The 14,064-nt window shown below is 37.3% G+C and carries 18 protein-coding genes; 11 read left to right on the forward strand and 7 right to left on the reverse strand.

Going from position 1 to position 14,064, the window contains the following annotated elements; all coding sequences use genetic code 11:
* Positions 1-376 precede the first annotated feature (376 nt).
* From C7B62_RS20380 to C7B62_RS20390, 3 genes are read left to right on the forward strand one after another with little or no spacing between them, the layout of a single operon-like run.
* The gene (locus C7B62_RS20380; RefSeq protein WP_146132152.1) at positions 377-1,489 is read left to right on the forward strand and encodes a hypothetical protein; all 1,113 of its coding nucleotides are present in this window, start codon (positions 377-379) and stop codon (positions 1,487-1,489) included.
* Entirely contained in the window at positions 1,486-1,905 is a 420-nt protein-coding gene (locus tag C7B62_RS20385) for a hypothetical protein (protein WP_106241510.1), read from the forward strand. Before C7B62_RS20380 ends, C7B62_RS20385 begins: the two co-directional genes overlap by 4 nt.
* Positions 1,895-2,554, forward strand: coding sequence for a hypothetical protein (locus tag C7B62_RS20390; protein WP_106241514.1), 660 nt, complete (start codon positions 1,895-1,897; stop codon positions 2,552-2,554). The genes C7B62_RS20385 and C7B62_RS20390 overlap by 11 nt, the downstream gene beginning before the upstream one ends.
* Positions 2,555-2,690: 136 nt before the next feature.
* Here the strand turns inward: C7B62_RS20390 and C7B62_RS20395 are convergent, their stop codons facing one another.
* The 5 genes from C7B62_RS20395 to C7B62_RS20415 form a co-directional block, all read right to left on the reverse strand.
* Positions 2,691-3,401, reverse strand: a complete 711-nt coding sequence (locus tag C7B62_RS20395; RefSeq protein ID WP_106241517.1) for a hypothetical protein — start codon at positions 3,399-3,401, stop codon at positions 2,691-2,693.
* 113 nt (positions 3,402-3,514) lie between these two features.
* Positions 3,515-4,828 (reverse strand): hypothetical protein, encoded by a 1,314-nt coding sequence (locus C7B62_RS20400; RefSeq protein WP_106241521.1) that lies wholly within the window; start codon positions 4,826-4,828, stop codon positions 3,515-3,517.
* A 21-nt stretch (positions 4,829-4,849) separates the two neighbouring features.
* On the reverse strand, positions 4,850-5,683 hold the full coding sequence (locus C7B62_RS20405) for a DUF6753 family protein (protein ID WP_106241525.1): 834 nt from the start codon (positions 5,681-5,683) through the stop codon (positions 4,850-4,852).
* Positions 5,684-5,691: 8 nt separating this feature from the next.
* On the reverse strand, positions 5,692-6,405 hold the full coding sequence (locus tag C7B62_RS20410) for a hypothetical protein (protein WP_106241528.1): 714 nt from the start codon (positions 6,403-6,405) through the stop codon (positions 5,692-5,694).
* 24 nt (positions 6,406-6,429) lie between these two features.
* Positions 6,430-7,122: a response regulator transcription factor gene (locus C7B62_RS20415; protein WP_106241530.1), complete on the reverse strand. Its 693-nt coding sequence runs from the start codon at positions 7,120-7,122 to the stop codon at positions 6,430-6,432.
* Between the two features lie 370 nt (positions 7,123-7,492).
* On the opposite strand from C7B62_RS20415, the gene C7B62_RS20420 reads away from it, so the two are divergent.
* The 5 genes from C7B62_RS20420 (at position 7,493) to C7B62_RS20440 (ending at position 9,526) form a co-directional block, all read left to right on the forward strand.
* Positions 7,493-8,050 (forward strand): siphovirus Gp157 family protein, encoded by a 558-nt coding sequence (locus C7B62_RS20420; protein WP_106241533.1) that lies wholly within the window; start codon positions 7,493-7,495, stop codon positions 8,048-8,050.
* A gap of 74 nt (positions 8,051-8,124) precedes the next feature.
* On the forward strand, positions 8,125-8,364 hold the full coding sequence (locus C7B62_RS20425) for a hypothetical protein (RefSeq protein ID WP_146132153.1): 240 nt from the start codon (positions 8,125-8,127) through the stop codon (positions 8,362-8,364).
* Positions 8,365-8,513: 149 nt separating this feature from the next.
* Complete coding sequence (locus tag C7B62_RS20430) at positions 8,514-8,789, forward strand: BrnT family toxin (RefSeq protein ID WP_106241537.1); 276 nt, start codon at positions 8,514-8,516, stop codon at positions 8,787-8,789.
* Positions 8,773-9,102: a BrnA antitoxin family protein gene (locus C7B62_RS20435; RefSeq protein ID WP_233220075.1), complete on the forward strand. Its 330-nt coding sequence runs from the start codon at positions 8,773-8,775 to the stop codon at positions 9,100-9,102. The genes C7B62_RS20430 and C7B62_RS20435 overlap by 17 nt, the downstream gene beginning before the upstream one ends.
* A gap of 28 nt (positions 9,103-9,130) precedes the next feature.
* Complete coding sequence (locus tag C7B62_RS20440; protein ID WP_106241539.1) at positions 9,131-9,526, forward strand: DUF120 domain-containing protein; 396 nt, start codon at positions 9,131-9,133, stop codon at positions 9,524-9,526.
* A gap of 44 nt (positions 9,527-9,570) precedes the next feature.
* Here C7B62_RS20440 and C7B62_RS20445 read toward each other — a convergent pair whose 3' ends face one another.
* Both C7B62_RS20445 and C7B62_RS20450 read right to left on the reverse strand, forming a co-directional pair.
* Positions 9,571-10,761, reverse strand: coding sequence for a ParM/StbA family protein (locus C7B62_RS20445; RefSeq protein WP_106241541.1), 1,191 nt, complete (start codon positions 10,759-10,761; stop codon positions 9,571-9,573).
* Positions 10,762-10,766: 5 nt separating this feature from the next.
* Positions 10,767-11,393, reverse strand: coding sequence for a hypothetical protein (locus tag C7B62_RS20450; protein WP_106241545.1), 627 nt, complete (start codon positions 11,391-11,393; stop codon positions 10,767-10,769).
* Positions 11,394-11,533: 140 nt separating this feature from the next.
* On the opposite strand from C7B62_RS20450, the gene dndE reads away from it, so the two are divergent.
* The 3 genes from dndE to C7B62_RS20465 all read left to right on the forward strand — a co-directional run.
* Positions 11,534-12,127: a DNA sulfur modification protein DndE gene (dndE, locus tag C7B62_RS20455; protein WP_106241549.1), complete on the forward strand. Its 594-nt coding sequence runs from the start codon at positions 11,534-11,536 to the stop codon at positions 12,125-12,127.
* 10 nt (positions 12,128-12,137) lie between these two features.
* A complete protein-coding gene (locus C7B62_RS20460; RefSeq protein WP_106241552.1) occupies positions 12,138-13,079 on the forward strand; it encodes a PriCT-2 domain-containing protein in 942 nt (313 codons plus the stop codon).
* Between the two features lie 179 nt (positions 13,080-13,258).
* The coding region (locus tag C7B62_RS20465) for a zincin-like metallopeptidase domain-containing protein (protein WP_106241556.1) at positions 13,259-14,064 on the forward strand (806 nt) is incomplete at its 3' end.

Consider the following 14,064-nt stretch of genomic DNA (forward strand, 5'->3'; position numbering starts at 1 on the left):
GCTTACTCTCTCTGAGTTTTACACGATTTGGGTTTTCCCTTGACTTTTTTCTCATTTCCTTAACTTGTGACCAATGGGCGCAACCACAAGCTATGTACAATCCTCAGCAATCAGCACAGGCTGTAGCTGGAGCGATGCCTAATTATGCAGGTTAGTTAGTTTTAAAGTTGGGACTGACATTCGTTTGAATCAGTCTCAACAAATATTAGGATACAAAAGGTAATATCTTGGACTCTAATTAAAAAATAGTGTTCTGAACGCTAACAAATTCTAAGATAGTCTTAAACTTCAAAAAAGACTAGAATTAATGTACTCTATAATAGAAGCCGTTAAAGCTGATATTTGCTAAAGTATTGCGCAACATATCAGTATTCGTTTGGCTCAAACATTAATGGTTATTGCTCAAATAGTTGAAGGTTTTCGGCAAAGAGGCTCATGGACAAAAATTCAAGGCATTTTTAAAATGTGTAACTTATCCACAGGTAGAGGATGGGAAGAAACAACTAAAAAGCTGATAAATGAGCAAGACCTCAACCAAGATGAAAACTTTAGTAAAAAAGTAGATCAATTATTTAGCTACTACAATAATTTTTTATTAGTAAGCAATAAAGCTGTAAAACTTTATTCTCGCGAAAGAGAAATTATCAATAAATGGATAGTATTGTTCAAATCTCATGAACCTGAAGACAATTTATTTCATGAAGTATATCCTTTTCCTTTATCTAAAACAAGATTAAATGATCTTGATGAGTCCCAAAAACTTGTCGAAATAATTGATGATGACGATAAGCTAGTTATTATTTTCTGTACAAAGCGCTTTGCTATAGAAAAAACTGAGATTGATACACATCAATTACAAGAAGGAGCTAGAAAAGAATTGATTAATTACGATAAAGTTATTGGAGAAAAGAGAACTTATTATCAATATTTCGATATTGTAGTTTTATCTAAAAAAGAAAATTTTATAGAAGTTAGAGTAGATATTACTACTAGTTCACCTTTCAAATATTTATCTTCTAAAGATACAGATAAAGCTTTTTATCAAACTATCAGTAGTTTTAATAAACTATTACGAGAAATAGTAAAAACTAAAGAATCTTTGCATACAAGTACTAACGTTTTTCCGCTTATAGATCGTTTGTACGAGTCGGATGAAGGAAAAGTAATTGAACTTGGCTTTGTAACTGATGGAGGTTCAACTAAGCACGAGAAAATGCGTAAAAACTCTAGCTGCCTTAGAATTGAGCCATATCATGATGCTGGGAAAAGAGCTATAGATCATATTACGCCTTATCGTTTAGCCGTTTCATGGGATGTTGAAAATTTGGACAATTTTAAAAATACCTTAGAACTGTCATTACCTGGTAACGTTAAAGAATTGAGTGAAGTACCTGCTGATTTAGGCAGATTTTTGATTAAAAATTGCATCTGCCTAGAAGATTATAATTTTGTCCTTAATAAAGTATTAACCTATCTTAAAACCTCGTGATTAGTAGACAAACGATTGTAAAACAAATTAGTGAAGACTGGTCGGAAAAGCCTCAGTCTGAGATTTGTATTGCAATACTTGACTATCTATTTCGTAATAATTTTTCTTCTCTTTCGTATATCACGTATGGTAGCTTGCGAAAAGTAGTAGGTGAAGACTATCAACATACAGATTTATTGGAAGCAATTCAATATTTGTGCGGCAATAGAACAAACTTACTCGAAGCAAAGTTTGAAATTATTGAAGATGATAATCATATTGACATCGAAAATTTCGAGTTGAAGAAAGCTTATGAAACAGGACAATTGCTTCATCCAGAAACTGGAGAATTGATCGGTGATTTTAAAAGCCAAGTTTCGATGTATTTTCAGCCAAGTCTTTTAGCCAAAAATCTTGTTAAGTTGAATGCCGTTTGATACACTTACTCTGAAAGAATTAAAAGAATTTGAGAAAATATCACCTTTATTAGCTGGTTTTCCTTCAAGAATTTTGGCAGAAGGTTACAAAGATTTCATGGATATTCTTTATGATGATATCGATAAAACTATTTATCAGATTGAAGAAAATCCAGAGCTTCGTCAAAATGATAAAGAAGATAGATTAACAATTGATATTAAGAATCAGCTACGTTGTATGGGATATGATGCTTCTCACGATTCAAAAATTGGTGGTCATGCCGATCTCGTAGTTAGAAAAAATAATTTTTTGTGGATTGGAGAAGCAAAAATATTTCACGGAGGATACGATCATATATGGGAAGGGTTTTTACAATTAAGTACAAGATATTCAACTGGAGATTCAAATCAAAAAGATGGTGGAATTTTTATTTATATACGACATCAAAATGCGAACCTAATTCTAGAAAACTGGAAAGAAAAACTTTCAGAAAAAGAGTTACCAAATTATATTTGCATACCTTGTAAAAAACGAGATTCTTCTTTTTTTACAAGCCACACACATGAAGGTTCTGGACAGAATTTTAAAATTAGACATATGCCAGTCATATTGTATTTTCAACCTCAAGATAAGAGTGCTATAAATAAGAAAAAAGCTAAATTGGATTAATTTGAGCAAACAAATTTTGATGTTTCAAAAAATCCAAAATGAATTTATAGACAGTTAATCTTTGCTTCACCCAGTAATCCGCAATGAAGTATTGCGTGAGGCTATCTCATTAGATAGCTTGTAAAGATAGAAAAGGTTATTCCGTTGAAGCCTTATTATTCCACATATATTTACCAGGGACGGTGCGCTCCAAAATACCTTTTCTGAATTGTAAGCTGAGGACGCTGCTAAAAGATTTTGCCACCTTGTTTTGTTGTGTTTGATCTAAACCATCAGGATAGAAATAAGCCACTACGTCTGGTGAACTAATAACTCCTTCTTGCTTTTTAACAAAGTCTAAGACTCCAGCAGTGATGTTCTCGTAAGTATCTAGTCTGGGAGAAGGAGGTAGTGTACTATCAAGTTTGTTCTTAGATTTCTTTTGAGCTTGTGGTTTGACCTTCGCTTTTGATGATTTAGTTTTGGTCTGACTTTTTTTGACTGATGTTTGCTGCTTCGATTTATCTGCTTTAGATTGGTCTGCTGGTATTTCTACTCGAACAATCTCCTCCGTTTCAGTCGGATGATATCCATTACTCTGATTACCTTCGTCTAGCGTTACGTTGGCAGTTAATTGTTGAGTCTTACTGAGACTATTAATAATATTGCGACATGATTCTAACTCAGTCTGGGTAGTCACTGCCTCAGCTTCTAATATTTTCAAAGATTGAGCATGATAGGCGATCGCCTCTTGTTGATAACTAGCGTTTTGTTCCAAGTCCGCTAACATTTGACTGTAAATAGCGAGCTTTTTTTCACTATTGAACAAATTTTGAGGTGGCTTGGGAGGGGCGGGAATAGTGGTCACTTTAATGTTTCATTTAATAGCTATCAATCTAATTCTAGCCTGCTAGAATCTAAATTAAATATTACTCAATAATGAACTCTTTTGTTCAATTAATTACACTCGTTTAGTTTTTTCTAAATTCCTGGTCCCAAAATAATCCAATTTTCTCGGTTAGCAGGAAGAAAAGGAATTGGACCGATAAAGTAGGGGGTGCAGCCAAGATCGGGAATACCACGCTGGCAAATACGAAAGAATATAGCCGTACTCGCCTCATCTTTGGTTTCATCAACGCTCCAAAGAGCTACTTTAAAACCAGGACCAAAAGGATTGCGACCAGTGGGTTCTTTACCACAATTTAAAACACCTAGTATACCTTCTCCCCCATCCACGCCCCAGGGAGCTTCAGGACAAATGTTAGCGTTATTAGGGTCATTGCCCAACATCCATCTGCGACCTTCGGAAATCCAACGGATATCGCGACCAGAGTTCTCTAGATCGTCTAGTTCAATGTGAGCGCAGCTTTGTTGACAGGGAACTGCATAACCAGCTTGGTTGCTACCAGAGACGCTTTGACCAGGTTGGATTTGCCCGTGAGCATCGCTCCAAATTGTATCTACGCGGGAGATGAAGGCTAAAGTTGTAGCAATGGGGTTGGGAAAATCATCAAAGGAAATGTCTGCCAATCCTTCGATGTCGCTAAGATGTTCGTCCTTCCAATCTTCGTAATCTTCAACAAAGCTATCTCCAATGCCTTCTACACTCTCTAATGAATATTCGCTCAAATCCAAATTACCCATCTCAAATTCAGATATATCAAACTTAGGTGGTTGAGTTTGAGCCAGGCTTTTGACATTCTTGTTTAAAGAGAATTCTGAAGTTTTATTTGAGCGATCGCTTAGTACTCGAACGGGCAACTCTAATAATGCTTTACCTCGATCGCCGTATACTAAAGCGATCGCATCAGCTAAGGGAGGTACGTCTTGAATCAATCGCTCTTTTAATTGCGGATTAGCCTTAATAAAGCTAGATATAGTTTGATTTTTGATAAATCCGAATCGGTCGAGGGTCACATCCCTTGATTGGCGACCAGATTTGGCGACTATCTCTCCTAATTTCAACCGTCCTACCCCAAAGCTATCATCAATATCTCCCAGCTTCAGGATATCAATTACTGCATCTCCTCTATACCATTGACGACCCAAAGCGTAACCAGCATAGCGATCGTAGTCGCCAGAAATAAAACCAGGTTCGCTAAAGCTACCCAAAGAACGAAAGGTGATAGAGCTAAAATCAGGAGCTTCTAATATCCCTGTCGATAGATTATTTTCTCCCACCATGTCGTAAGTAATGGTAGGAATGCTAGCAGCTTTGACTGTATTTGATGGAAAATTACTGACGGTGAAGGATAATCCCAATCCCACAGATGTAAAAAGTTTTAATAAGTTCATGAATATAAAAAGTTTAATTATCTATCTTTGATCGGCAGGACGAATCCAGAGCGCACACCACCCCGAAGTGACAGTTTTACCTTCTAACGTGAGAGTCACGTCTAAGTTAACCGCTTCCCGTTCACAAATTAGATTTTTCCCTTTAGTAGTCAGTCCTCGACTATTCCAGTTAGCCAGATTTTTAGCCAACTTACCCTCGTCAGACTTTGCCCAATGGAGTAAAGCGGTATCTTGATTACTAAGTCCAGAATTACTGTAGCGATAATCAAGATAACTACGGGCAAACCAGCCACCAAAGGCAGTAATCATCATCGGAATTAGAATATACAGACCTAGCCGACTCATAGCCAGCCAGTCACTTACAGCTTTGGTATGGGCAGCGTGCCTAACCAGCTTGGATACCGAACCAGAAATTTTTGCCTGAGTTAAATTAAGACTAGCCTCTTCTACTGTTTGAAGATTATTAGTCAAAGCTTGATACTGGTTAATTAGATCTTGGCTATAGGTACGAAAACTAGTGTCGAGACGTTGCTGGTTAGCATCAATCTGCTGCTCGAACTTCGCTTCAAAATCTCTAATTAGCAGATTGAGTATTTGCTCCTGTTTATTTACCGAATTTTCGATAGTTTTAAACTGTAATAGGAATGCCCAGAGGGGGTCATTTTTGTCTAGTTTTTGTTCCTCCTTAAATTCGAGCAGGGACATAACCTCTGACTTATCTGCTAGACTAGCCAGTCGCTCGATAATAGACACGGATGGATTTCCAGCTTTTACTCGATCTGCATCTAAGGGTTTGGGAGTTAAACTGGGAGGCGGAGGTAAAGGATTATACTCCTTATGATTTTTGGCGTTCATAGCATAGCTTAGGCTGGTTTAGCCAGGGAAAATATTTGAATAAATTTACTGCACTGACTGTCTAAGTAAGTTTTTAAACGATTAACCGAAAGCTTGCCGTTGCTAGAGCTGCTGATATATTCTGCATAAGCTCTGCCTGAAGCAAAAGTAGCTTCTCTTTCCCCTCTGGGCATAGTCAATAAATCTAACTGTTGGAATTTTTTGACAATCTTTTTGATATCTGCACTAAGTTCTTGATTCCACTGATTGTCGATTCCTCTGTTTTGAACTAGAGCAATTTTAAAAGCTGGATAATTATCGACCAAAGTTTTGAACAAATTGAGACTAGTTGTATCTCCATTGGATAAGTACCAGATATAGATCTGAATATTCTCTGCTGCCAGAAACTCTGCTTGGTTCAGACCATTCTGGGTGAGCCAAAACAGTAACTCCTTGTGAGAATTACTGGGCAGATTGACAATGACATCTTGCTTTAATGCCTCCTCATAAATACGATCGACCTTGATAGCATCAGTACTGTGATTGACCATAGTTTCATTACAGGCATCAAAAGTAACGTCAGTGATACCTCCATAAATAGGTGAGACATCCTGTTTGTAAGAGTCTGTGTCAAAAAGAGTGAATGGTCTACTATTTGATGAATAAAAATGACAGACTAAAGAACTAAAGAAACTCTTGCCAATATTGCCTCTATTTCCAGCAATAAAATGAATTGTATTCATGATTTTTTTTGTGAATAACGAAATTTAAGCAACTTGGAATGTCTGTTTGGTCAAACTTAGATTTAAACCGATACTGTTAGCCAAGGCGATCGCTTCTTGCTTGGTTTGTAGGTTTAGAGTTTGGACAATGACTTTTAAGCGATAACCTACGTTTAATGCGCTGTAATTAACCATTGTGCCAATAGTATGATGGGTATGACCTTGGGCTGCTAAAGCCAAAATACGGCGATCGACCTCTGCCAGTTTAGCTACGGCTTGACGCTGTTCGAGTAAGGCTTGAAAAACGTACTGATTAAGCTTTTTCTTGACTTGAGGACAAATAAAGACACTACCAACAAAAGCACACTGAACTGCTAGGGCAAGATTGTGAGGATCGTTATGCTCCAGACTAATGTAAGAACTGTTGCAGCTAAGAGCGAGAATTAGAGAGTTGTGGTTAGCAGGGCGATCAGCTTTGCTGGTGCGCGGAGCGCAATCGCAAAGAATTAATTTAGCGCAATCGATTTTCCCTAGTTGGCTGCACTTGTCTGAATCTAATATTTTTCCTTCGACGATCACAACAAAAGTTTTTCCCAACTTTTGTAGAAAACTAGCTGAATCTAAGCAGTCGTGGTAGTTATTAGCCGTATAAATTTGGTATTTACCTATGCTAGATAAAAAAGCTTCTAGACCCTGAACGATAATGCTATCGGTATGACAAATTAAGATAGGAGGCATTGTTACGAATTTAAATAAATGTATGTAAAAAATATAGTAAAAATGTCAATCAATTTATTTAAGACGCTCGATCTGCTAAACCACTAAAAGATTTTTACGCAAGTCCTAGGTTTTTTGTATTTCCCTATAACGACCTGAGTAATCCTCATGTCATTATTATGGAACCTAATATTTGCAGCAGCTACTAGAGGAGTTATCCTAAAAGGGCATAGTTTATCGTTACTTCACCTGAATGAAAAAGTTTTATCGCAACTTTATTAAGTAGAGTATTGCTACTATTTATTTTCCTTACTCATTTAAAATCTACATGAATTAGATACGTCTGACGACGTTATAAAACCGCAATGTAAGTAAGCGAATTTGTAAACTTATGCTATTCGACCGTCCTGAGTTAGAGTCTGGTGAAGAATTAGAACAGTTGAGCAGAATATTAGAAGCCGAAGAAAGCAATACTGAAGAAAGCGATCGCGCAATAGATGAACACTTGACTCAGATAATTCTGAGGAGAGATGGCGAGTCTAGGAAAGATTATGGAGCTAGGGTAGACAGGTTCATTAGCTATCTTAGATTTCAAGAAGATACTAGCTATATTACGGCGGAGATTAACCGACTCAATACTCTTAAGAAATCGAGAAAGAATCTGGCAAAAAGATTGATGAATATGATTTTGTATCGTCTTGAGGTCAGTAAAGTCAATAAAATAGAAACTAATAAATATAAAATTAGTGTGGTAGGGAAAGGAGGCAAACAGCCAGTTGAAATTGATTATGATGAGACTCACGATCTGGATTTATTTCCTGAAGAGTTTGTCAAAACCAAGATAGTCAAAACAGTGGATAGAGATGCCATAGCCGATCATCTCAAGGCTGGTATGTCATTACCTTGGGCAAGGCTAGTTGAACGAGGTAATAGATTAAGTATCAAATAAAAATCTTGTTTGTAACTACATAAAAGCAAACGGTTTTACGAATTAACATATTAGTCATTAAATAAATTGTTTTGATGATGAATAGAATTAGTAATAATCCAGTTCTCTTTTTAGACTGGGTTCTCTGCTGTTTGTTCGGCTCTTTAGCTTTATGTGGATTTGCAACAGTATTTTTTGTAGCCGATAAACAGTTTCTGGTCGGCTGCACTTTTGGTTTGTCATTAATGTCTTTAATCTGGTCGCCACTAATTCATAAGACAGGTATGGTCAGAGTAATTTTGATTTTGATGACTCTATTTATTGCTATTTTCTGAATGTAAAGATGGACGTTTATCTTTTTAGATAAGCCAGTCAAGCTGAATAATTTTTAATAGTAACATCACAATTTGGCAGTACCTGAATCAAAGTACCTTTTTATGAAACTTATATTGATTTTGTATATACATATTTGTATAGTTATACTATGGAGTTTGAGTGGGACGAATACAAAAATCAATCTAATCAGCAAAAACATGACATTAGCTTTGAAGAGGCTTCAGAAATTTTCCGCTATCCTATGTACGAAATCGCTGATAATCGTCAAGACTATGGTGAGGTTCGATATGTTGGGATTGGAAGAAACAATCAAATGTTAGTGCTGACAGTAGTTTTCACGGAGAGGGAATCGAGGATTAGAATCATCTCAGCACGTCGAGCTAATAAAAACGAGAGGAAACTATATTATGAGTACTGTACGTAAACAAGACAGCGAAATACCTCCTATGAGCGAGGAGCGAGCCAGAGAACTTCTGGCTAAAAGGGATGAAGAGATTGACTTTTCCGATATTCCCGAATTGGACGAGGCATTTTTTAAGAACGCCAAACTAGTTAAAAGACAGCCAAATACAGAAGCAATTTCTATCCGTGTTGATACTGATACTTTGGAATGGTTTCGTACCACGGCAAAAAATCATCCAGAAATTAGAGGCTATCAAACTTTGATTAATGATGTTTTGAGAACTTATGTAACGCACCAAATAAGTAATAATGACTCTAAACAGTCCTCGATCTAATAGGGAAAGTACTTAGCAAGTATGGATTATGAAACTTCAGGGACAAATTAGAACGGGAAAAAATGACTTTTCGTTTTGGATCGATAAATTATCGTTCTACTACAGGCAAAAAACTGGAATGAACTTCTTTCCAGGTACGCTCAACGTTAATCTTCTCGACTGTAAATATTACTTCCCCGATAAATATATCCGTTTGGAAAAAGAAGAATATGGTGGTAAAGTTTCTGTCAGTATGGTTAAGTGCAGTATTTTTGGTAAAGATGCCTATATTCTGCGAACTGATAGCGATACAGGAAAACATGGCTATACTCCCGAACAAATTTTAGAAATAGCTACGGATGTCAAGCTACGTGATCTATATGATTTAAATGACGGCGATATTGTAGAAGTTGAAATAGAATTAGGAAGAGTTGTCAGAATATAGACGTAGATTGTTAATTCTAGTTCTCAGCAGTCAATGGTACAAAACTAAACTTTAATATTGGCTAGCTTGACGAATTCTCCCCAAGCATCGGCTAGACGAATTGGTAAATACTGTTCGACAAACTTTTGTTGAGCTACGGGGGAAAGGCTGAGTTGCTCTAACATTTGAATGCTCATTGCGTTGGTATTAAGCAATTCTCCCTGCCAATCTTTAAAAAATTGCTGAATTGGAGTTTCGATAAAGGAAGTGCTGCCTCCGCAGTAAATTATGCGCTCGATTTGACCTAATGGGGGCAACATCTCTCGTAACCAGCGCGATAATAATTGCCAATATTCACCGTCAGCCCGACCTATAGCAGCAGATATTGCGACTCGTTCGCGCTCTTGATATTTGATATTGGTACTACGAATTAGGTCTTCGATACGAATCTGACTGGTAAAGCCTTGAATAACTTGTTGACAGTTTTTCCCTACCCCATAAATAGCCTCAGAGATAATTGCTTTTTGAATATCATGGCGATAAAGACCGCTACTATACTCGGCTACAAGATCTAAATAGTTATAGAAGCCAAGGTCGGTAGAATGAGAATTGCGATGATTAAACTTACCATTTTCAATCAAAAGCAAACTGGTATTTCGATAACCAAACATTAAATAGGCACAAGTTTGATTTTTAATGGTATCGGCACTCGTAGTACGAGACAGATAAGAATAGACACCACTACCTTCTGGTCTAAATTCGATGCTGCTTTCTTTAATCTGATAGGATATTCCGCTGTAGTTAAAGTCCTGTAGAGCTTTTAATAGTTCAAAGCGGACAAACTCTCGATCGTTTGCCTCAGACATGGGCAAGAGTAAAGTCAACTTTAGTTTAAATTGATTTTGCAAAGACTCATCTTGGGCAATTTGCCCGATAATTCCTAACGTTTTGGGAATTAGAGATTCGGATTTTAACTGACGTATGCTAGACTGCACTTTTGCCTGGACTGCCGAATCACCAACTAGGTAATACTGCTCGTCATCAGGCAATTTGACATAGGTTTCTGACGCTTTCGGCGCGATCGCCGTAGGACAGATAACTGAGCTGGCGATCAAATGTTTGGGTTTTCCCCGTCTACCCTTTAAGTAGATACTTTTAGTACAGCTCGTACCAGGATCGATTACCAAAGTTAAGGTTGTAATCTTGGTTTTAGCAGCAGGGGTGATAGTAGTAGAAGTGGATAGATTTGTACTCATAATAGTTACGCACCAGTCTCAGGACTAAAAGTTGCTTGATATTCTAATTGGCTTACTTCTTCATAAAAGCTGTCGTATGTCTGCCACATCTGTTCTGACCAGGATTCTTCTTCTTCTGGCTGGATTTGGGCGAGTTTTTGGCTTATTACTAAGGGGTCTATACCTTCTTTTAGCTGCTGTTTGAAACTATCGATAGTAGCCTCCAACTCTTGAAAGGGCGTTAATTCTTCTAGTTTGGTGTTTATTTGAGGTTCATCTTGCTGCTGTTCCACATTTGTGAACTGAGATGCTTTTAAAGTAGAAGTCTGTGCTGTAGAGTTCGGCAGTTGGAGACATCCAGATTGATAATTATTGAATAGACTTATCCCTGTTAAAACTTGGATGATATCTATTTGGCTTTTAAGTTTACTTAAAGATTCAACAACTATTGCCTTAAAGTTAGGATCTTCGGGAGATACAACTAATGGTAAGAGAAATGTCTCTACTATTTGCTCTACTTTTTGGCGACCACTAAGGCAGTGTCTCTGTTCTTGCAAATACTCAATCAGAGCTTGAGAATATGATGAAGACTTAAAATTCAATCGGTAAAAAATTGTCTCAGATTTATTTGATTTGGAAGTCTGATTCGCCATGAGTAAAGTAAAATTCGCACTAGTCTAATCTCAAGTATTTTCTGTAAAGCAAGTTTTTACTGTGATCTGTGTCTCAAAATGAGGTGCGTAGCTGACGCTGGGAATATACAAAATATTATTTTCTTGTTCTAGCTCATTTTATGCAGCCAATTGTCAAACGTCTAAGATTCAGTGAAAAAACCAGATATCAGATAATCAATATCAAAACTAAAACCCAAATTCCTACCTATGCTGCTATCTGCCGTTGGGGGATATGTTATAGTTTGGCTCAAGACACTGTTCCTTCGACCGTACCTCAAGTGTTTGATTCCAATTTAGAGATTAGCTGGGAAACTTTTGTGGGAGATACTGGTGCAGTTATTCCCGCTGCGGTAATTCAGTTTTGCCGTCAACACAAATTGTCCTTAGATTCGGAATCAATCAAAAGGCAATTTGAACTACATTTAGCTAGAGGCATAGCCTATTTAGTAGGGCTAAAACTATCTGGAATTGAAGAGTTAATAGGGTTAGCATTGGTAGATCGTTCCGCTAAACCAGAAATTGAGACTAAACCATCTTTGTTGCCTATAGCAAATCAGGTAACTGCTAAGGTAATTGAACCATCGACATTTCAATCTAAATTAGAAACAAAGACAGAGGCAGAGTTAAATTCAGAATCGATCAAATTAGTTTGGCAGATACCAGATAAAGTCAAAGCAGCCAAGAGAAAAAAACAAATTAGCAAGAAATTTTAAGTTCTTAATTATGAAGCTTGCGCTTGAGATAACTAAACAACCAACCCTAGATTTAATGTTTAGTTATTCCCAAGACAATCAAACTCCCCCTGTAAATCCCGATCTTAGAATTTCAGAACATCAAGGCAATTCTTATCGCTCGCAAGAGCGTCTAATCCAGAGTCTTTTATCCTTACCTAATTATTGGAAACTCGTACCTTGTATTGATAAACGACCTTTGGGTAGACAGTGGCAAGATAATTACTATTCGCCCCAAATTTTATTTCGCTCTTTATCTCAAGAAGGTAAAGTGTGGGTAAAAGGTAAACGAGGTTTGTATTCTGCCGTCCCCAACGGTTATAGTTTATTGTGCGGTCATCAAGTTAGCGATCGCTATTTAGTAGCCATTGATTGCGACTCTTATGAAGCATTAAGTCAGTTTGAGCAGATGAGGTTTCCAACTACGGTAAGCTATAGTTCTGGTCGTCCTGGACGCAGACAGTATCTATACTATGTTGATCGACCAATTAAGAGCTTTAAGCTGGCAAATGGTTTGGAGATAAGAGGTCGAAACTTACTTTCCACTTTGCCTCCTTCGACTCACCCGATGACAGGCAAATATCGCTGGCTGACTGCTCCAGATCGATACATAATTCCTACTATATCTAGTCTATGGCTTAATCAACTCAGACCTCAGCCCAAAACAGAACTGATTAAATCGACTAATTCTTCTAATAAAACTGTAGAAGAATTAGTCGATGGCATCAATCCCATGTACGCAGATACTTATGATGACTGGATTAGAGTAGGTATGGCTTTAAAAGATTGGGATGATGGATTATCTGGACTATGGGATGAGTGGAGTCGTAGTTCGGGCAAGTATAAGTCAGGAGAATGTAGTTATCGCTGGTCAACTTTTAACGGCTCTGGCATTACTTTTCGTACTCTTTACTACTATGTAAAAATAGGCTGAAGCTCTCTAAAGGGGATGACGATCTACTTTCTCGTTCGGGAAGAGATAAGACAGAATGGGCAAACACACTTTTTTTCCAAAGTAAAAATTCCCGAACGCAGTTTTTTGTTTTTTCCGACTCAGAGAAGATAGAGGCTTTTGGCTTGCGCCTCATAATTGTAAATTACGATAAAACAATTATGGCTGCGAAGAAAAAGTCTAGAACCAAAATAAGTAAAAATTTTACTACAGTTACCAACAAACTGCTAAAGCTGATTGAACGAGGAACAGTACCCTGGCATCAATCCTGGCATGATATTGGCTATCAAAATCTGATAAGTAAAAAACCCTATTCAGGAATCAATCCTATTTTGTGTCAAATAGACTGTTTGTACTACGAATATTCTAGTCCCTATTATATTGGTAAAGCTCAATGTAGTGAGAAGGGATGGAGTATCAAGCAAGGATCGAAAGCAAACTGGCTTAGATGGGGAGGCAGTAAGACTATCACCGAACAAGTTACTGACGATCGGGGACAAATTATAGAAAGGGAAAAGTTCATTCGTTCTTTTAAGTGGCTAATGGTTTTCAATATCGAGGCGATTGATGATAGTCAATCTAAGACCAAGATAGCCGATCTGCTACCCCATCAAGCTCAAGAGTCCCCCAATGTAAAGGATTTAACAATTGAAAGTTTTATTGCTAACCTCAATACAAATATAAAATACGGGGGCAATAAAGCTAGTCATAACTTTACTACTGGTCAAATACAAATGCCTTATCGCGGGCAGTTCGTTTCGAGAGATGGATTTTGGGCGACTTTGTTTCACGAACTAGTTCACAGTACAGCTAAGGAACTCAAACGTTCTTATAGTGGAGATAAAAATCATCCTATTTATCATCGAGAAGAATTAGTGGCAGATCTTGGAGCTTCTTTTCTAGGCAATCATTTTGGTCTTGGTAGTACTGAATTAGAACATCATGCTACCTATCTTGAACATTACTG

Origin of the sequence: Pleurocapsa sp. CCALA 161 (genome assembly GCF_003003995.1) — a bacterium.
GTDB lineage: Bacteria > Cyanobacteriota > Cyanobacteriia > Cyanobacteriales > Xenococcaceae > Waterburya.